This is a genomic window from Saccharopolyspora hordei (assembly GCF_013410345.1).
Taxonomy (GTDB): domain Bacteria; phylum Actinomycetota; class Actinomycetes; order Mycobacteriales; family Pseudonocardiaceae; genus Saccharopolyspora; species Saccharopolyspora hordei.
On record NZ_JACCFJ010000001.1, the window covers coordinates 3,823,116 to 3,839,513 of the forward strand.

The following is a 16,398-nucleotide window of genomic DNA, read 5'->3' on the forward strand; positions in this document are numbered from 1 at the left end:
AAGACATGAGCCGGCACGACCCCGAGACCGAGACCACCACCGGGGTCGCCGACGCAGCCGCCGACGTGCGCAACGGCGTGATGCGGCTGGCGCGTCGGCTCCGGGCCGAGCGCGATCCCGGCGAGCTCACGCTGGGCCGCCTGGCCGTGCTCGGCCGGCTGGAGCGCGACGGGCCCGCCACCACCAGCGCGCTCGCCGTGGCCGAACGGGTCACGCCGCAGTCGATGGCCCGCATCGTGCAGCACCTGATCTCCGCCGGACTGGCCGAACGCGCGCCTGACCCGGACGACCGCCGCGCCGCGATCGTCCGCATCACCGACGCCGGCCGCGAGCAGGTGCAGCAGGACCGGCAGCGCCGCGAGGCGTGGCTGGCCCGAGCGATGTCCGAACTCAGCGATGTGGAGCGCGACCTGCTGGTGCTGGCCGCCCGGCTGCTGGACCGGCTGGCCGACTCCTGATCCGCGCGCCGCGGGAGACCCATGCCTCGAACGCACGATCCGAAGAAGGACAGCGATGCTGAACACCTGCCGGTGAGCGGTGCCGACGCCCCGGAGCTGCCCGGCAGGTTCATCGCACCCATCGCCTTCGGCACCGTCCTGCAGCCGCTGAACTCGTCGATGATCGCGGTCGCGCTGGTCAGCATCCGCGAGGTGTTCGACGCGGGCACGTCGGTGACCTGGCTGGTCTCCGCCCTGTACCTGGCCACCGCGGTGGCCGCGCCCGCGATGGGCCGCGTCGCCGACGTGCTCGGGCCCCGCCGCACCAGCCTCGCCGGGCTGCTGCTGGTCGGCGCCACCTCGGCGCTGGCGCCGTTCGCGCCCGACGTCCCGACCCTGGTGGTCTGCCGCATCCTCATCGGCATCGGCACGGCCGCGCAGTACCCGTGCGGGGTGGCGATGGTCCGCCACGCCGCCGACCGGCTGCGCGCCCGCCCCAACAACGCGCTGGCCGCGCTGGCGGTCTGCTCGCAGGTCACGGCCGCCCTGGGTCCCACCCTCGGCGGCCTGCTGGTCGGCGCGTTCGGCTGGTCCGGGGTGTTCTGGGTGAACGTGCCGCTGACCGTGGTCGGTGCGCTGGTGATCCTCTGGCGGGGGCCGGCGGACCCGTCGGCGCGGCGCGACCGCGGGCGCCTGGCCGCGCTGTGGCGGGTCGACCCGGTCGGCATCGTGCTGTTCGCCGCGGCGATCACCGCGCTGATGTTCTGGCTGCTGTCGCTGGGCGAGACCGTCCAGTGGTGGTGGCTGGCGGTCGCGGTGCCCGCCGCCGCGCTCACCGCCTGGTGGGGCCTGCGCGCTCGCGACCCGTTCCTCGACGTGCGACTGCTGGGCAGGCGGGCGCTGTCGTTCACCTACGTGCGCACGATCGTGACCTACACGGCGTTCTACTGCGTGTTCTACGGGTTCCCGCAGTGGCTGGAGGAGAGCCGCGGCCTCGGTCCGGTCGGCGCCGGGCTGGTGGTGCTGCCGGTCTCCGCGGTCGGTGTGGTCTCGACGCTGCTGGCCAACCGGCTGCAGCGCCGCCGCGGCCCGCGCGCGGCGCTGGTCGTCGGCACGGCCGCGCTGTGCGCCGCCGGGCTGCTGCTGACCGTGCCCGGGGCGGGCTCGCCGGTCCTGCTCCTGCTGCTGGTCTCCGCCGTGCTGGGCGTGCCGAACGGCTTCAACAACATGGGCAACCAGCGCGCGATGTACGCGGTGACCCCGGCGGAGCGCATGGGCGCGGCGTCCGGGCTGTACCGCACGTCGCAGTACGTCGGGGCGAACCTGGCCGCCGCGCTGCTGGCGCTGGTGATCGGCGAGAACGCCACCGACCTCGGCCTGCACCGGATGGGCCTGTCGATCGCCGCGCTCGCGGCGGTGCTGCTGGCGACCTCGCTGGTCGCCGCGCTCCGCGAGCGCCGCGCCTGACGGCCCCGGACGTGCGAGAAGGCCCCGCACCGGAGTGCGAGGCCTTCGTCAAGAAGCGGTGCTACTGCCCCGTGCCGCGGTGCGGGACGGGCCGGTCCACCTTCCTCAGACGGCGCGGACGCCCGCGGCCTGCGGACCCTTCGGCCCCTGGCTGACCTCGTAGGTGACCTTCTGGTCCTCCTCGAGGGTGCGGAAGCCGCGCGCGTCGATGGCCGAGTAGTGGACGAACACGTCCGGGCCGCCGTCGTCCGGAGCGATGAAGCCGAAGCCCTTCTCCGAGTTGAACCACTTCACGGTTCCCTGTGCCATGCTCTTCTCTCCTTCTGGGAGCCGGTACTACTTCAGGCGGTCACACTGCGCGACTGCCTGGGTCGCGGATCTCGAACGGCGACTCCTCCGGCTACGACCAGAAAGCAGCACGCTCGCATCACCATCCTGCGAGTGTGCGCGAACACGACCCCAGAAATACGACCGAGGCTGAGCGTACACGTCTTCGCCGCGACGCGCCCCCGCGAGTGCGCCCGCGTGTCGCAGCCGACAAGGCACCGCGCACCGACCCGACCGCGCGTTCCCCGAGGTCGAGGGCTCGCGGCCGGTCCAGCGGACCACCCGGCCGGGCGAGGGCGGCTCTTCAGCTCTGGGCGAAAGTCCTCACTCGAAGCGCGAGGGGTCGCCCGCGCCGTACCGGACGACCTCGGGTTCGGGCCCGGAGAAGTCGACCACCGTGGTCGGCTCGGTGCCGCAGTCCCCGGAGTCGATGACCGCGTCCAGCACGTGGTCGAGCTCCTCCTTGATCTCCCACCCCTGGGTCATCGGCTCCTCCTGGCCGGGCAGCAGCAGGGTGCTCGACAGGATCGGCTCCCCGAGCTCGGCCAGCAGCGCCTGCACGACCACGTGGTCCGGGATGCGCACGCCGACGGTCTTCTTCTTCGGGTGCAGCAGCCGGCGCGGCACCTCCTTGGTCGCGGGCAGGATGAAGGTGTAGCTGCCCGGCGTCGAGGCCTTGATCGCGCGGAACACGGCGTTGCTGATGACCACGAACTGGCCGAGCTGAGCGAAGTTCTGGCACACCAGGGTGAAGTGGTGCCGGTCGTCGAGGTTCCGGATGCTGCGGATGCGGTCCATGCCCTCCTTGTTGCCCAGCTGGGCGCCGAGGGCGAAGCACGAGTCGGTCGGGTAGGCGATCAACCCGTCCTGGCGGAGGACCTCCACCACCTTCCCGATCGCGCGCCGTTGCGGGTTCTCCGGATGCACGTCGAAGTACTTCGCCATGCGCAGAGCTTAGTGGCTCCGGCCGCCGACCAGCCGCAGGAGAGCACCGTTCGGAGCAGTCGGCGGACCGCCGGCTCGGTCCGGGGCGGGTGCGACCACCCGCGGTGGACGGCCGCGCGAGCCGACCGGGGTCAGAGCAGGCCGCGCTTGGCCGCCTGGACCCCGGCCTGGAACCGCGTGGTGGCGCCGAGCTGGTCCAGCAGGGCCGCGATGCGGCGCACCACCGTCCGGCGGGAGAGGTTGAGCCGACGGGCGATCGCCTCGTCGGTGGCGCCCGCCGCCATCAGCGTGATGATGCTGCGGTCCCGGTCGGAGAGCTGGTCCTGCTCCCGCTTCACCGAGACCGGCAGCGCCAGCGTCCACAGCGTCTCGAACAGCCCGCACAGCGCGTTGAGCAGCCCGGAGGAGTGCACCACGAGCGCGCCTTCCAGGCCGGTGCGGTCGGGTTCGGGCACCAGCAGGGCGATCTCGTCGTCGCCGATGGTCAGCTTCACCGGCAGTTCCGACAGCAGGCGGACGTGCTCGCCGAGCTCGGCCATCCTCGTCATGGCCGCGAACAGGCCCGGGTCGTCGTAGACGTTCTGGCTGTAGACCGTCCGGTAGCGCACGCCCTCGGCCATCCGGCGGGCCTGGATCTCCTCCTGCGCCTGGAAGTGGCGCGGTGTGCTGCTGTAGGGCGGGCGGTCCAGCCAGCGGACCTGTTCGGCGGCGCGTTCCTGCAACCGGGCGGTGAGCATGATGAGCCGGGCCGGGTGCTCGACGGGTTCGACGTGCCGGGAGAACCCGGCACCGCGCTGCGCCTGGTGGTAGAGGCGGTCCAGTTCCTCACCGGCCCGCCACAGCTCGCGCCGCCGGTCCTCCTCCGCGCGCAACGCGGCCGCCACCGCCCGTTCCGGCGGCGCCGCTTCCCACAGGTCCGCGCCGACCTCGGCGACCAGGTCCACTTCGGACAGTTCCGCCAGCACCCCGTCCACCGCCTCGGCGCTGAGCCCGGTGTCGCGCACCAGCAGGTCGCGGGGCAGCCGCCCCCGCGCGGTGAGCGCGCGGTACACGCGCCCCTGGTCGCTGTCGGCAGCGAGGACGTCGAGCACGTGGACCTTCCGGCGGGGCGGGACGACCTTCGCGGCGAAGCCTAGAACGTCTGGTCGAACGCGGTCAACGCGACGCCGCGGACCGCAGCACCGCCGGAGAAGCGCCGGATTGGCGCAGTTGTGCGATGGCCCAGGTGAGCCAGCCCCAGACCTGGCGCAGCGCGGTTCGATCTTGGCAGGATCCGTGCCGAATTCCAACATCATGTGCGCGCAACGCGTTGCTCGTTCACCGGCCGCGTCGACAAGGCCTGTGCCGCAACGACTTCCAGCGGAGCGTGCGCACGACCGGGGGGCTCGTCGTGCAGGAGGCAGGATGTTCTCTTCGAAGTGGGCGGCCTCAGCGGCAGCCCTCACGCTGCTGGTCACCGGTGCCGCCGCCGCACCCGCCGCGGCGTTGTCGCCCGCGTCGTCCCCGACCCCGGCCGCGCCCGTCGTCCGACCGTCCGGCGAGCACGTGCTCCACGTGGACTACCAGGTGCAGGAAACGGGCTACTGGTGCGGGCCCGCGGCCACGCGGATCGCGCTGTCCGCGCGCGGGATCTACCGCAGCCAGGCCGACCTCGCGGCCGAGCTGGGCACGCACACCGGCGGCACCGACTGGATCGGGCAGGTCACCCGCGTGCTGAGCAGCTACGTCGGCTGGTACGAGACCAAGGAAATGCCCGACGACCCGCCCACGCAGGCCCAGAAGGACCTGCTGTGGAACGACATCGTGCTGGACATCGACAACGGCTACCCCATCGTCGCCAACATCGTCGCGCCGCCCGGCAACCAGCCGCCCGGCTACCCGCCGGACCAGACGATCTACCACTACTTCACGGTGATCGGCTACAACGACACGGACCGCACCGTGCTCATCGCCGACCCGGCCTCGTTCAGCGGCAACCAGATCTACTGGCTCTCCTTCGACCAGCTGGCCTCGCTGATCCCGCCCAAGGGCTACAGCGCCTGATCCCCGCCCCGCTGGACGAGGAGGAAACCTGATGCGCACACGCAAGAACACGGCCCGTCTGCTGGGTGCTGCGGCCGCCGCCGTCGCGATCGGCGCCGCCGCCCTCCCCCTCGCGACCGACTCGGCCGCCGAGGCGTGCCCGGACACCGCGGTCTTCGAGGTCGACGGCTACGGGCACGGGGAGACCCTGACGAACTGGAACAGCTCGGCGTTCAACGCCTCGCCACCGGCCGGGTGGCAGATCGTGCAGGTGCCCTACTACGCCGGTGTCTTCCCGGTGAAGGACCGCATCGCCCTGGACGAGTCGGTCGCGCAGGGCGCCGCCGAACTGGAGCGCGCGGTGCGCGACTTCCACGCCGGCTGCTCCGGGTCCCGCCTGGTGCTGGCCGGGTACTCGGAAGGCGCGCTGGTGGCCGGAGAAGTGCTGCAGACCCTCGCGCGGGACGGCTCCATCCCGCACGAGCAGGTCAACGGCGTGCTCTACGGCAACCCGCGGCGCGCGTTCGGGGACGGCGGGATCGGCGGTGTGGCCGGTGGCATCGAGACCAACGTGCCCACCATCCTGCCCGGCGTGACGATGCGCGGCGGCCACGACTTCGGTGACCTGGCGGTGCACGAGATCTGCAACGTCAACGACGGGATCTGCAACTCCAACAACATGATCACCAACCTGGCCGCGTTCGCCAACGGCCTCGTCGGGTACGCCAGCGGCGACCACGGCTACGACCTGAACCCGGCCCGCGACCTGGGTTCCGGCCTCACGCTGCACCCGCAGCCGCAGCGGGTCCCGCACGGGCCGCCGCTGCCGATCGACATCGGCACGCCGTGGCAGCTCCAGCAGGAGCTGGGCCAGGACGCGGCGGCCCGGCAGGCCGTGGTCGAGGCCCGCGAGCAGCTCGGCCGGTTCATCAGCCCGGACGTGCTGGAGCGGCTGCAGGCCGAATCACCCTGGTTCGCAGTCCTCGACGCGACGTGACGCCCTAGGAGCAGGTGGCCAGCATCTCCCGCAGCGCCTGCTTCTCGGCCTGGGTCACGGTCAGCTCGTACGCGTGCTTGACCGTGACCCACTTCGTCGCGTAGTCGCACCACGCGGCGCGTTCCGGCTTCCACTGCGACGGGTCCTGGTCGCCCTTGCTGCGGTTGGAGCTGGCGTCGACGGCCACCAGCTGCGGCAGCCGCACGTCGTTGGCGAACTGCTCGCGACGCGCGTCGTCCCAGGCGCTCGCGCCGCTGCGCCAGGCGTTGGCGAGCGGGACCATGTGGTCGATGTCGATGTCGGAGGGGTCGGTCATCGTCTCGCCGGTGTAGGCCGAGGTCCAGGTGCCGGACACCGCTTCGCAGGCGTTGTTGGTCCGGACGTCGACGCCGTCGCGGGCGAGCACCGCTTCCCTGGTGTTGCAGTTCTTCCCCGCCTGGGGCTGGGCCTTCCAGTGCGGGAACCGCTCGCGGGAGTAGCCGTCCATCGAACCCGACGGCGCCACGCGGAGTTCCTCGAGCTGCTCGGCGGCCGTCCCGGTCGCCTGGCTGCTGCTGCCGCTGTCCAGCAGCCCTGACTCGAACACCACCCACATCAGCGCGAGCAGCACCGCTGCCACGACCGACGTCCAGGCCGACTTCTTCACAGCTCCGCCTCTCCAGACCACCCGTGGTGCGGGGACTTCGTCCTCCGCGAGCATTCGATCATCCGGTGCGGTGCGGGTTCACTCCGCCGGGTGGGCGGTGTGGCCTGGCACACGGGCGGTCTCAGCGACCGGCCACGGCCCGGCGGGGGACGTACCGGGGGACGTAGCGCAGCAGCATCCCGGCGCCGAGCAGGCCCAGCACCCCCATGCCGGCGCCGGCCAGGCCGACGCCCAGCAGCGCGGTCAGCCCGGAGACGGTGACCGGGCCGACCGCCTGCCCGAAGTCGGCGGTGAAGCGCCACGCCCCGAGGAACGGCGCGGGTCCCGGTTGCGGCGCGAGGTCCGCGCCGAGCGTCATCAGGATCCCGCTGCTGGTGCCGTTGGCCAGCGCCAGCAGCACCGCGACGGCGGCGAAGGTGGGCACGTCGCTCACCACGAACAGCAGCAGGTGCCCCACGCCCAGGCCCACCATGGACGGCACCGCCGCCCACAGCCGCCCGAACCGGTCCATGATCTGGCCCGAGCTGTAGGACAGGGCGAAGTCGATGCCGCCTGCGACGCCGATGATGACCGCCGTCGTCGACGACGGCAGCCCGGTCGCGACCGCCACCAGCGGCAGCACCACCATCCGCGAGGCGCGCAAGCCGCCGATCAGCGCCGCGCAGGTGCCCATCCGCAGCAGCACGCCCCGGTGCCGGACCAGCGTGGCGACCAGCCCCTGGTGCGCCTGCTCGCTGCCGTCCCCCGGCCCCGTGCCGAGGTCCGCGGTGCACAGCAGCAGCACGACCGTGGCGAGGGCGAAGGCGATGTGCAGCAGGAAGACCGCGCGCTCGTCCGGGGTCACCAGCAGCACCAGCGCCGCGAGGAACGGGCCGATGAAGTAGCCGGCCCGGAACAGCCCGCCCAGCACGCTCAACGCCCGGGCCCGGTAGCGCACCGGCACGGTGGTGGTGATGAACGCGTGCCGGGCCAGCGCGAAGACCGCCGTGGCCAGGCCGACGACGAACACGCTCGCGCCGAACACCCACGGGTTCGGGGAGAAGTAGCAACCGAGCAGGCCCAGCACGGAGACGACCGCGGCGGTGATCATCGCGGTGCGTTCGCCGAGCCGCTGCACGAGGACCCCGCTGGGCACGTCACCGACCAGCTCACCGACCATGAGCAGCGCGGCGATCAGCCCTTGCATCCCGAGGCCGGCGCCCTGGTCGGCGGCGATGAGCGGGATCATCGGGATGATGGCGCCCTCGCCGGTGGCGAACAGCAGGGTCGGGCCGAAGGCGGCGAGCGCCACGGTCCGCAGCGCGAAGGGCCGGTCGTCCACCTGCACTCGTCGCACCACTCCTCGCCGCGCACGCCCCGGGTCACGAGCTCCTACAGCTTCGCAGACCGGTGGCCGGTCGCAGGCGAGAGATCCGTCACTGCACGGTCAGACCTGCAGCAGGTCGGCCAGGCGCGCGCGGTTCTGGTCCGGGGTGCCCAGCAGCAGCTCGGAGGTCTTGGCCCGCTTGTAGTACAGGTGCGCGTCGTGCTCCCAGGTGTAGCCGATCCCGCCGTGCAGCTGCACGGTGTCGGCCGCGGCCTGGAAGGTGGCCGGTGCGACCAGGACCTGCACCAGGGCCGCCGCGAGCGGCAGTTCCTCGGCGGCGGCGTCGGCCGCCCACGCCGCGTAGCGCACCGCGGCCTCGGCTTGCTCCAGCGCGCAGCACATGTCGGCCAGGCGGTGCTTGACGCCCTGGAAGGAGCCGATGGCGCGGCCGAACTGCACCCGGACCTTCGCGTACTCGGCGGTCATCTCCAGCACCCGCGCCATGCCGCCCAGCTGCTCGGCGGACAGCGCCACGGCGGCGAGGTCGCGCACCCGCGCGCGCACCGCGTCCGGGTCCGATGTGGACAGCGGCTCGGCGGGCGCGGCCGCGAAGTCCAGGTCCACCAGGCGGCGGGTCGGGTCGAGGGTGCGCAGCGGGGTCCGCGCGACGTGCTCGCCGCGCACCCGGAACCACGCGGTGCCCTGCCCGGTGGTGGCCTGCACCAGCACGACGTCGGCGATGTCGCCGGACACCACCCGCCGCGCACGCCCGTCCACCACCCACGCACCGTCGCGCCGGGTCGCGCTCGGCACCGACTCCTGGTCCCACGCCACCGCCGCGACGAGCTCCCCGGAGACCATGGCGGGCAGCAGCTCCGCCTGCGCCGCCGTGTCGTCGAGCGCGAGCAGCACGTCGGTGGCCAGCACCGCGGAGGCCAGGAACGGCACCGGCGCCAGCGCACGGCCGAGTTCCTCCAGCACGACCGCCCGTTCCACGTGACCGGCACCGGCTCCCCCGTGCTCCTCGGGCACGACCAGGCCGGTCACCCCGAGCTCGGCCGACAACCGCCGCCACAGCCGGGCGTCGTGGCCGTCGGCCTCGGCCAGTTCCCGCACCCGCTGCGGCGGTGCGTGCTCGGCGAGGAGACCGCGCACCGCGGACCGCAGTTCCTGCTGCTCCTGGTCCAGCACCAGCTGCATCGCACACTCCTGGAGGTCGGTGGTCGGGCAGGTCGGTCCGGGCGGGTCACGGGGTCCGTTGGGTGCCCACCTTCAGCTCGCGGAAGGGGACGTCGCGGTCCACCTGGGGTTCCTTGGGCAGGCCGAGGAGGCGCTCCCCGATGATGTTGCGCTGCACCTGGTTGGAGCCGCCGGCGATGCTCGACGCGGGGGTGCCGTTGATGGCCACGGCCATCTCCTCGGCGGCCGCGTCGCCCTCCTCCCAGGAGGTCAGCGCCGGCCCGGCGATGAGCCCGGCGGTGTCCACCGCCCGCCACAGCAGCTCGGCTCCGGCCAGCTTGGCGATCGAGCCGCGTGCCCCGGGCGAGGCACCGGCTTCCGCTTCCTGCCGCAGCTTGGTGTTGAACAGCGCCAGGGCCCGTTCGTGCGCGTAGAGCTCGGCGAGCCGGTCACGCACCACCGGGTCGTCGGCGCGGTCCCGGCGGCGGGCCAGGTCGACGAGGTTGTCGAAGGCCAGCGGGTCGCTGCCGCGCCGGACCGAGCCGCCGATGGAGACGCGCTCGTGGCCGAGCATGGTGAGCGCCGCCAGCCAGCCGCCGCCGACCTCACCGATCACCGCGTCGGCCGGGAGGCGCACGTCGTCGAAGTAGACCTCGTTGAACGGGGCACGCCCGGTCATGTCCCGCAGCGGCCGCACGGTCACGCCGGGGCTGTGCATGTCCACGATGAACATGGTGATCCCGCGGTGCTTCGGCACGTCCGGGTCGGTGCGGGCCAGCAGCGCGCCGAAGTCGGCGAACTGCGCACCCGAGGTCCACACCTTCTGGCCGTTGACCACCCACTCGTCGCCGTCGCGCACCGCTCGGGTCTGCAGGCTGGCCACGTCCGACCCGGCGCCGGGCTCGGAGAACAGCTGGCACCAGATCTCGTCGCCGCGCAGCAGCGGTGGCACGTAGCGGGCCTTCTGCTCGTGGGTGCCCAGGTCCAGCAGGGTCGGCCCGCACATGCCCATGCCGACCATGAACACCCCGGTGGGCAGGTCGTGGTGCGCGGCTTCCTCGTCGTAGGCCTGCTGTTCCGCGGCGGTGAGCCCCTGGCCGCCGTACTCGGCCGGCCAGGTGATGCCGATCAGCCCCGCGTCGTAGGCGGCGGCCTGGAACCGCTTGGCGATGCGCAGCTGCTCTGCCGCGTCCAGCCCCTCCATCGGCCCGGGCGCGTGGCGGGCCAGGAACTCGCGGGCCTTGGCGCGGAAGCCGTCGTCGGCCGGCGGCGGGGTCGCGTCCCCTGAGCTGCGGTGGTGGTCCCGGGCCGGTGACTCAGGGGTGCTCATGCGGTCTCCCTCCGGTTCGGCGGCAACCGATCAGTCAACGCTGACTGTAACCGATCGGACGCGCTCCGAACACCCTTCGCGCCCCACCGTCCACAGTGGAGCACCTCGCGACGGGTACCCTGCTGGGGTGGACAGGACCCGGAACGACCAGCGCAGCCGGCAGGAACGGGCGGCCGACAGCCGCACGCTGATCCTCGAGGCCGCCGTGGAGTGCTTGGTGGAGCACGGCTACTCGGGCGCCTCCACGCTGGCCATCCAGGCCAGGGCCGGGGTCTCCCGGGGACGCCTGCTGCACCACTTCCCGTCCCGCGACGAGCTGCTGGTCGCCGCCGCGCAGCACCTGGCGCGGGACCGGTTGGCGCAGACCGAGCGGCGGGTCGCCGAGCAGCTCGCCGGCATGCCCGACGGCCCGCGCCGCGTCGACCGCTGCATCGACCTGCTGTGGGAGACCTTCCACGAACCGCACTTCTGGGCCGCGATGGAGCTGTGGACCGCCGCCCGGACCAACCCGGCGCTCAGCGCTGCCCTCCGGCCGGAGGAACGCGAGCTGCGCCGGGCGATCCGCGCGGTCTCCGACCGCATCTGGGGCCCGGAGGTGTGCGCCCACCCGGTGTACCCGCAGCTGCGCGAGATGCTGTTCACCAGCATGCGCGGCGCGGCGATGGCCTACGCGTTCGAGGACCGCACCCCGTCCCGATCACCGCACCTGGCGGTGTGGAAGTCCATCACCCGGCGCCTGCTCTTCGACGGCTGACGCGCGGCAGTCAGGGTTGACCGCCACCGACGGGCCAACGCAGTATGAGGCACGTCACGCCGCTCTCACCGACGAGGTAGCGATGCCAGCACCCGCGCTGTCCAGCCGAGGCATGACCACCAGCGACCAAGTCGCCCGCCACGCTCGCAAGATCCCCGACGAGATCGCCGTGCGCTCCAACGGGAAGAGCACCACCTACCGCGAGCTCGACGAGCGCGTCACCCGGCTGGCCAACGCCCTGGCCGAACGCGGTGTCGCGCCAGGCGACCGGATCGCGGTGCTCGGCCGCAACCGCCCGGAGGTCATCGAGTCCTACCTCGCCGCGGCCCGGCTCGGCGCGATCTGCGTACCGGTCAACTTCCGGCTGGTCGCCGACGAAGTCGCCTACGTGCTGGCCGACAGCGGTGCCCGCGCGGTCGTCGTCGAGGACGCCTTCACCGAGGTCGTCAGCAAGGCGCGGGAGAAGGCGTCCGATGTGGACTGCCAGCTCGTCTTCGGCGGGTCGGGCGACTACGAGGACGCGCTGGCCGCGGCCTCCCCCGTGCACGACGAGATCGCCGTGGACGAGCGCTCCCCGGCCTACATCATGTACACCTCCGGCACCACCGGTCGGCCCAAGGGCGCGGTGCTGACCCACCACAACCTGCTGATGCACACCTTCAGCTCCGCGGTGCACCACGGCATCAGCGGCGACGACCGGGTGTGGCTGGTGGGCGTCCCGCTGTTCCACATCGCCGGGGTCTCCGGGATCCTCCCCTACCTGCTGCAGGGCGGGCGGATCGTGATCGCCCCCTCCGGGCGGTTCGACCCCGCGGAGACGGTGGCGCTGCTGAAGCGCGAGCGGGTCACCGCCTGCTTCCTGGTCCCCGCGCAGTGGCAGGCGATCTGCGACCTGCCCGACCTCGCCGACCACGACCTCTCCGCGCTGCGGCGGATCACCTGGGGCGCGGCTCCCGCCTCCACCACGTTGCTGCGGACGATGTTCGAGAAGTTCCCGGGCACCGACATCACCACCGCGTTCGGGCAGACCGAGTGCTCGCCGGTGACGACGATCCTGCGCGGGGAGGACGCGCTGCACAAGATCGGTTCGGTGGGCAAGCCGATGCTCAACGTCGAGGTGCGCATCGTCGACGACGACATGAACGACGTGCCGCAGGGCGAGGTCGGCGAGATCGTCTACCGCGGACCGACGGTGATGCAGGAGTACTGGGGCAAGCCCGAGGAGACCGCCGAGGCCTTCCGCGGCGGCTGGTTCCACTCCGGCGACCTGGTGCGCGAGGACGAGGACGGCTTCCTCTACGTGGTCGACCGCAAGAAGGACATGATCATCTCGGGCGGCGAGAACATCTACTGCGCCGAGGTGGAGGACGTGCTCGCGGCCCACCCCGGGGTCGCCGAGGTCGCCCTGATCGGCGTGCCGGACGAGCGGTGGGGCGAGGCGCCGCTGGCGGTCATCGCCCCGCGCGACCCCGCCGACCCGCCGACGCTCGCCGACGTCACGGACTGGTGCCGGGACCGGCTGGCCGGCTACAAGCGCCCGCGCCGCATCGCCGTCGTCGACGCGCTGCCGCGCAACCCCAGCGGCAAGGTCCTCAAGACCCAGCTGCGCACCGAACACGCCGCAGGCCAGCTCACCGTGCAGGAGTGACATGTCGGGCAACCCCTTCGACCTCACCGGCCACGTCTCCGTCGTCACCGGCGGCAACTCCGGCATCGGCCTGGCCATGGCCGACGCCCTGGCCGCCGCCGGGGCGGACGTGTGCATCTGGGGCACCAACGCCGACCGCAACGAGGCGGCCGCCGAGAAGCTGGCGCAGCACGGCGGCCGGGTGCGCGCGCTGCGCTGCGACGTCGCCGAGGAGGACCAGGTCGAGCAGGCGATGGAGCAGGTCGTCACCGAGTTCGGGCGGCTGGACTCCTGCTTCGCCAACGCCGGGGTCGGCGGCGCCGGGACGCGGTTCACCGAGACCGACCTCAGCGAGTTCCGCCGGGTCACCCGCGTCAACCTGGACGGCGCGTTCCTCACCCTGCGCGCCGCGGCCCGGCGCCTGCTCGCGCAGGGCGAGGGCGGCAGCCTGGTCGGCACCTCGAGCCTGGCCGCCCAGCAGGGCCAGCCGCGCGGCCAGGCCTACGCGGCCTCGAAGGCCGGGCTGATCTCCATGATCAAGTCGATCGCGGTGGAACTGGCCCGGCACGGCATCCGCGCCAACGCCGTGCTGCCCGGTTGGGTGAGCACGCCGCTGGCCGATCCGGCGCTGCAGTCGGAGCCGTTCCAGCGCAAGGTGCTGCCCCGCGTCCCGGTCGGCCGCTGGGGCACTCCGTCGGACTTCGGCGCGCTCGCGGTGTACCTGGCCAGCCCGGCCAGCTCCTTCCACACCGCGGACGCCATCACGGTCGACGGCGGCTACGTCTCGTTCTGACCCGCCTCTCTCCTCCCGGGAGCGGTGCGGCGCGGCCCTCTATGCAACTCGTTGCATTGCAACTGGGTGCATAGTACGGTCGCGGGCGCAGCACCACGGGAGGGGAGTGTCATGGGCAGCTTGCGGACCAGGTTCACCGAGGAGTTCGGCGTCGAGCACCCCATCGTGCAAGGCGGCATGCAGTGGGTCGGCCGGGCCGAGCTGGTCGCCGCCGTCGCCGAGGCCGGTGCGCTCGGCATGATCACCGCGCTCACCCAGCCCACGCCCGAGGACCTGGTCAAGGAGATCGCCCGCTGCCGCGAGCTGACCGACAAGCCCTTCGGCGTCAACCTCACCATCCTGCCGGCCATCACGCCGCCGCCCTACGCCGAGTACCGGCAGGCGATCATCGAGTCCGGCGTGCGGATCGTGGAGACCGCCGGGTCCAACCCGGCCGAGCAGGTCGCGGCCTTCAAGCCCGCCGGGGTGAAGGTGCTGCACAAGTGCACCAGCGTCCGGCACGCGCTCAAGGCGCAGCAGCTCGGCGTCGACGCGGTGAGCATCGACGGCTTCGAGTGCGCCGGGCACCCGGGCGAGGACGACGTGCCCGGGCTCGTGCTCATCCCCCGCGCCGCCGACGAGCTGGACATCCCGATCATCGCCTCCGGCGGGTTCGCCGACGCGCGCGGCCTGGTCGCCGCGCTCGCGCTCGGCGCCGACGGCATCAACATGGGCACCCGCTTCATGTGCACCGTCGAGTCGCCGATCCACGAGGAGGTCAAGAAGCGCATCGTCGCGGCCGACGAGCGGGACACCGAGCTCATCTTCCGGCCGCTGCGCAACACCGCCCGGGTGGCCAGCAACTCGGTCAGCCGCGAGGTGGTGGCCCGGCTCGACGCCGGGGGGAGCTTCGAGGACGTGCGCGAGCTGGTCGCCGGGTCGCGCGGGCGGCAGGTCTACGAGCAGGGCGACACCGAGCTGGGCGTCTGGAGCGTCGGCATGGTGCAGGGCCTGATCGACGACGTCCCCACCGTCGACGAGCTGGTGCAGCGCATCGTGCGCGAGGCGACCGAGCTGGTCCGGGGCCGGCTCGGTTCCCTGATCAGCCCCACCGCCTGATCCACGCGTCCACAGCGGACTATCGTCGGCACCGGCAGTGCCCACCCGAGCCCGAGGAGTCGATCGGTGTCGTTGGAGTACGCGATCCTGGTGTCGTTGCAGGAGCGCGCGGGATCCGGGTACGAGCTGGCGCGCCGGTTCGACAAGTCCATCGGGTACTTCTGGGGCGCCAGCCACCAGCAGATCTACCGCAGCCTCAAGCGGATGGTGGAGCTGGGCTGGGTGTCCTGCGACGAGGTGGCGCAGGAGAAGCGGCCGGACAAGAAGGTCTACCGGGTCAGCGACTCCGGCGCCGCCGAGCTGGCCCGCTGGCTCGCCGAGCCGGCGGCCGACCCACCGGCCATCCGCAACGAGCTGTCGGTGAAGATCCGCGGCGCCTCCTACGGCGACGTCGGCCAGGTCCTCGCCGAGGTCCGCAGGCACCGCCGCAGGCACGCCGAGCGGCTCGCGGTGTACCAGGCGATCGAGCAGCGCGACTTCCCGGACCCGACCGGGCTGACCGGCCAGTCCCTGCACCAGTACCTGGTGCTGCGCGGCGGGATCGGCTACGAGCGGTCGATGGTCGACTGGTGCGACGAGGTGGCGCGCGCGCTCGAGGCCGACAGCCCCCGCTGACCCGCCGGAGGGGCCGGCGCCGGCCCCTCCGGCGCGGTCTCACCAGATCTCCTCGACCCACTCCGGGTGGTCGATGAACGGGTTCCGGTTGTGCTGGAACTGGTCGAAGATCACCTGGTTGCGGCGCTGCTCCGCGGCGTCCGGCGGGTCCTGCTCGTGCCACTGCTTGAGCACCGAGAGCCGGCCGATGTTCGGGGCGCTGCCGTTGTCGACCTCGTCGTTGACCTCCAGGTCGGCGAAGCCGTCGTCGCCCTCGTAGCGCACCGACATGTAGAAGACCATCCGCGCGATGTCGCCCTTGACCTCGTCGCGCGGTTCCCAGGAGTCGTCGTCGGTGAAGTTGCCGGGCGCCTCCGCGACCTCGTCGCCGCCCGCGTCGAAGTCCTTGTTGCCGCGCTCGGCGTTGACCGAGACGTCGGTGGCGCGCAGGTGGTGCACGTCGGTGCCCGGGCCGGGCGCGGTGCCGAAGTCGCCGTGCGACTTGGCCCAGACGTGCTCGCGGTTCCACTCGTCGGCGCCGCCGCCGTTGCTGTCCTTGCTCTGCGACCGTCCGCTGTAGAGCAGCACGACGTTGTTCGGGTTGTCCGGGTCCTCGTCGGTGGCCTTGAGGGCGTCCCACACCTCGTCGTAGGTCAGCGTGGTGGTCCCGCTGCTGATGATCTCGTGCAGCGCGGCTTCGAGCTCCGGGCCGGTCTTGCCGAGCGCGCCCTCGTAGTAGTCGTCGACGGTGGACGCGCCGGCCGACGGTACCGGGACCGCCACCAGGGCGATGCCGAGCGCCAGGGTCAACGGCTTCCATCGGGTGGTTTTCATCAGTGTGGTCCTCTCCCCGTGTACAACCGCGGGGAAGCGTGC

Annotated in this window: 17 protein-coding genes; 9 read left to right on the top strand and 8 right to left on the bottom strand. The window is 72.5% G+C overall.

Annotated features, from left to right (window positions below):
• Window positions 1–5 precede the first annotated feature (5 nt).
• Window positions 6–458: a MarR family winged helix-turn-helix transcriptional regulator gene (locus HNR68_RS17525; RefSeq protein WP_218888340.1), complete on the top strand. Its 453-nt coding sequence runs from the start codon at window positions 6–8 to the stop codon at window positions 456–458.
• A gap of 21 nt (window positions 459–479) precedes the next feature.
• Window positions 480–1,904 carry an MFS transporter gene (locus HNR68_RS17530; RefSeq protein ID WP_179722509.1) on the top strand — a complete coding sequence of 475 codons (1,425 nt, stop codon included), beginning with the start codon at window positions 480–482 and terminating at the stop codon, window positions 1,902–1,904.
• Window positions 1,905–2,009: 105 nt separating this feature from the next.
• On the opposite strand, the gene HNR68_RS17535 is transcribed toward HNR68_RS17530, so the two are convergent.
• From HNR68_RS17535 to HNR68_RS27465, 3 genes are all read right to left on the bottom strand, one after another.
• Window positions 2,010–2,213: a cold-shock protein gene (locus HNR68_RS17535; RefSeq protein WP_179722511.1), complete on the bottom strand. Its 204-nt coding sequence runs from the start codon at window positions 2,211–2,213 to the stop codon at window positions 2,010–2,012.
• A 342-nt stretch (window positions 2,214–2,555) separates the two neighbouring features.
• Window positions 2,556–3,176, bottom strand: a complete 621-nt coding sequence (locus HNR68_RS17540) for an L-threonylcarbamoyladenylate synthase (protein WP_179722513.1) — start codon at window positions 3,174–3,176, stop codon at window positions 2,556–2,558.
• 131 nt (window positions 3,177–3,307) lie between these two features.
• Window positions 3,308–4,267, bottom strand: coding sequence for a LuxR C-terminal-related transcriptional regulator (locus tag HNR68_RS27465; protein WP_179722515.1), 960 nt, complete (start codon window positions 4,265–4,267; stop codon window positions 3,308–3,310).
• Window positions 4,268–4,580: 313 nt separating this feature from the next.
• Between HNR68_RS27465 and HNR68_RS17550 the strand changes: the two genes are divergently transcribed.
• A complete protein-coding gene (locus tag HNR68_RS17550) occupies window positions 4,581–5,219 on the top strand; it encodes a C39 family peptidase (RefSeq protein ID WP_179722517.1) in 639 nt (212 codons plus the stop codon).
• A gap of 31 nt (window positions 5,220–5,250) precedes the next feature.
• Window positions 5,251–6,195 carry a cutinase family protein gene (locus tag HNR68_RS17555; protein ID WP_179722519.1) on the top strand — a complete coding sequence of 315 codons (945 nt, stop codon included), beginning with the start codon at window positions 5,251–5,253 and terminating at the stop codon, window positions 6,193–6,195.
• Between the two features lie 4 nt (window positions 6,196–6,199).
• Here HNR68_RS17555 and HNR68_RS17560 read toward each other — a convergent pair whose 3' ends face one another.
• From HNR68_RS17560 to HNR68_RS17575, 4 genes are all read right to left on the bottom strand, one after another.
• Window positions 6,200–6,841, bottom strand: coding sequence for an HNH endonuclease family protein (locus HNR68_RS17560; protein ID WP_343050208.1), 642 nt, complete (start codon window positions 6,839–6,841; stop codon window positions 6,200–6,202).
• Between the two features lie 121 nt (window positions 6,842–6,962).
• Window positions 6,963–8,177 (bottom strand): MFS transporter, encoded by a 1,215-nt coding sequence (locus HNR68_RS17565; protein ID WP_218888341.1) that lies wholly within the window; start codon window positions 8,175–8,177, stop codon window positions 6,963–6,965.
• A 90-nt stretch (window positions 8,178–8,267) separates the two neighbouring features.
• Window positions 8,268–9,347 carry an acyl-CoA dehydrogenase family protein gene (locus HNR68_RS17570; RefSeq protein WP_179722521.1) on the bottom strand — a complete coding sequence of 360 codons (1,080 nt, stop codon included), beginning with the start codon at window positions 9,345–9,347 and terminating at the stop codon, window positions 8,268–8,270.
• A 46-nt stretch (window positions 9,348–9,393) separates the two neighbouring features.
• Window positions 9,394–10,656, bottom strand: a complete 1,263-nt coding sequence (locus HNR68_RS17575; RefSeq protein WP_179722523.1) for an acyl-CoA dehydrogenase family protein — start codon at window positions 10,654–10,656, stop codon at window positions 9,394–9,396.
• A 127-nt stretch (window positions 10,657–10,783) separates the two neighbouring features.
• Between HNR68_RS17575 and HNR68_RS17580 the strand changes: the two genes are divergently transcribed.
• The 5 genes from HNR68_RS17580 to HNR68_RS17600 all read left to right on the top strand — a co-directional run bounded on the left by HNR68_RS17580 (window position 10,784) and on the right by HNR68_RS17600 (window position 15,543).
• Window positions 10,784–11,410, top strand: a complete 627-nt coding sequence (locus HNR68_RS17580) for a TetR/AcrR family transcriptional regulator (RefSeq protein ID WP_343050210.1) — start codon at window positions 10,784–10,786, stop codon at window positions 11,408–11,410.
• A gap of 82 nt (window positions 11,411–11,492) precedes the next feature.
• Window positions 11,493–13,058, top strand: a complete 1,566-nt coding sequence (locus HNR68_RS17585) for a long-chain-fatty-acid--CoA ligase (RefSeq protein ID WP_246330476.1) — start codon at window positions 11,493–11,495, stop codon at window positions 13,056–13,058.
• A gap of 1 nt (window position 13,059) precedes the next feature.
• Window positions 13,060–13,830 carry an SDR family NAD(P)-dependent oxidoreductase gene (locus HNR68_RS17590; RefSeq protein WP_179722527.1) on the top strand — a complete coding sequence of 257 codons (771 nt, stop codon included), beginning with the start codon at window positions 13,060–13,062 and terminating at the stop codon, window positions 13,828–13,830.
• 111 nt (window positions 13,831–13,941) lie between these two features.
• Window positions 13,942–14,928 carry an NAD(P)H-dependent flavin oxidoreductase gene (locus HNR68_RS17595; RefSeq protein ID WP_179722529.1) on the top strand — a complete coding sequence of 329 codons (987 nt, stop codon included), beginning with the start codon at window positions 13,942–13,944 and terminating at the stop codon, window positions 14,926–14,928.
• Between the two features lie 66 nt (window positions 14,929–14,994).
• Window positions 14,995–15,543 (top strand): helix-turn-helix transcriptional regulator, encoded by a 549-nt coding sequence (locus HNR68_RS17600; protein ID WP_179722531.1) that lies wholly within the window; start codon window positions 14,995–14,997, stop codon window positions 15,541–15,543.
• 39 nt (window positions 15,544–15,582) lie between these two features.
• On the opposite strand, the gene HNR68_RS17605 is transcribed toward HNR68_RS17600, so the two are convergent.
• Window positions 15,583–16,356 (bottom strand): endonuclease I family protein, encoded by a 774-nt coding sequence (locus tag HNR68_RS17605; protein ID WP_179722533.1) that lies wholly within the window; start codon window positions 16,354–16,356, stop codon window positions 15,583–15,585.
• Between the last annotated feature and the right edge of the window lie 42 nt (window positions 16,357–16,398).

Excerpts from the sequence above, each read along its gene's own strand:
- HNR68_RS17525 (WP_218888340.1), top strand. The coding sequence starts at position 6 with ATGAGCCGGCACGACCCCGAGACCGAGACCACCACCGGGGTCGCCGAC.
- HNR68_RS17530 (WP_179722509.1), top strand. The coding sequence starts at position 480 with ATGCCTCGAACGCACGATCCGAAGAAGGACAGCGATGCTGAACACCTG.
- HNR68_RS17535 (WP_179722511.1), bottom strand. The coding sequence starts at position 2,213 with ATGGCACAGGGAACCGTGAAGTGGTTCAACTCGGAGAAGGGCTTCGGC.
- HNR68_RS17540 (WP_179722513.1), bottom strand. The coding sequence starts at position 3,176 with ATGGCGAAGTACTTCGACGTGCATCCGGAGAACCCGCAACGGCGCGCG.
- HNR68_RS17550 (WP_179722517.1), top strand. The coding sequence starts at position 4,581 with ATGTTCTCTTCGAAGTGGGCGGCCTCAGCGGCAGCCCTCACGCTGCTG.
- HNR68_RS17555 (WP_179722519.1), top strand. The coding sequence starts at position 5,251 with ATGCGCACACGCAAGAACACGGCCCGTCTGCTGGGTGCTGCGGCCGCC.
- HNR68_RS17570 (WP_179722521.1), bottom strand. The coding sequence starts at position 9,347 with ATGCAGCTGGTGCTGGACCAGGAGCAGCAGGAACTGCGGTCCGCGGTG.
- HNR68_RS17575 (WP_179722523.1), bottom strand. The coding sequence starts at position 10,656 with ATGAGCACCCCTGAGTCACCGGCCCGGGACCACCACCGCAGCTCAGGG.
- HNR68_RS17585 (WP_246330476.1), top strand. The coding sequence starts at position 11,493 with ATGCCAGCACCCGCGCTGTCCAGCCGAGGCATGACCACCAGCGACCAA.
- HNR68_RS17590 (WP_179722527.1), top strand. The coding sequence starts at position 13,060 with ATGTCGGGCAACCCCTTCGACCTCACCGGCCACGTCTCCGTCGTCACC.
- HNR68_RS17595 (WP_179722529.1), top strand. The coding sequence starts at position 13,942 with ATGGGCAGCTTGCGGACCAGGTTCACCGAGGAGTTCGGCGTCGAGCAC.
- HNR68_RS17605 (WP_179722533.1), bottom strand. The coding sequence starts at position 16,356 with ATGAAAACCACCCGATGGAAGCCGTTGACCCTGGCGCTCGGCATCGCC.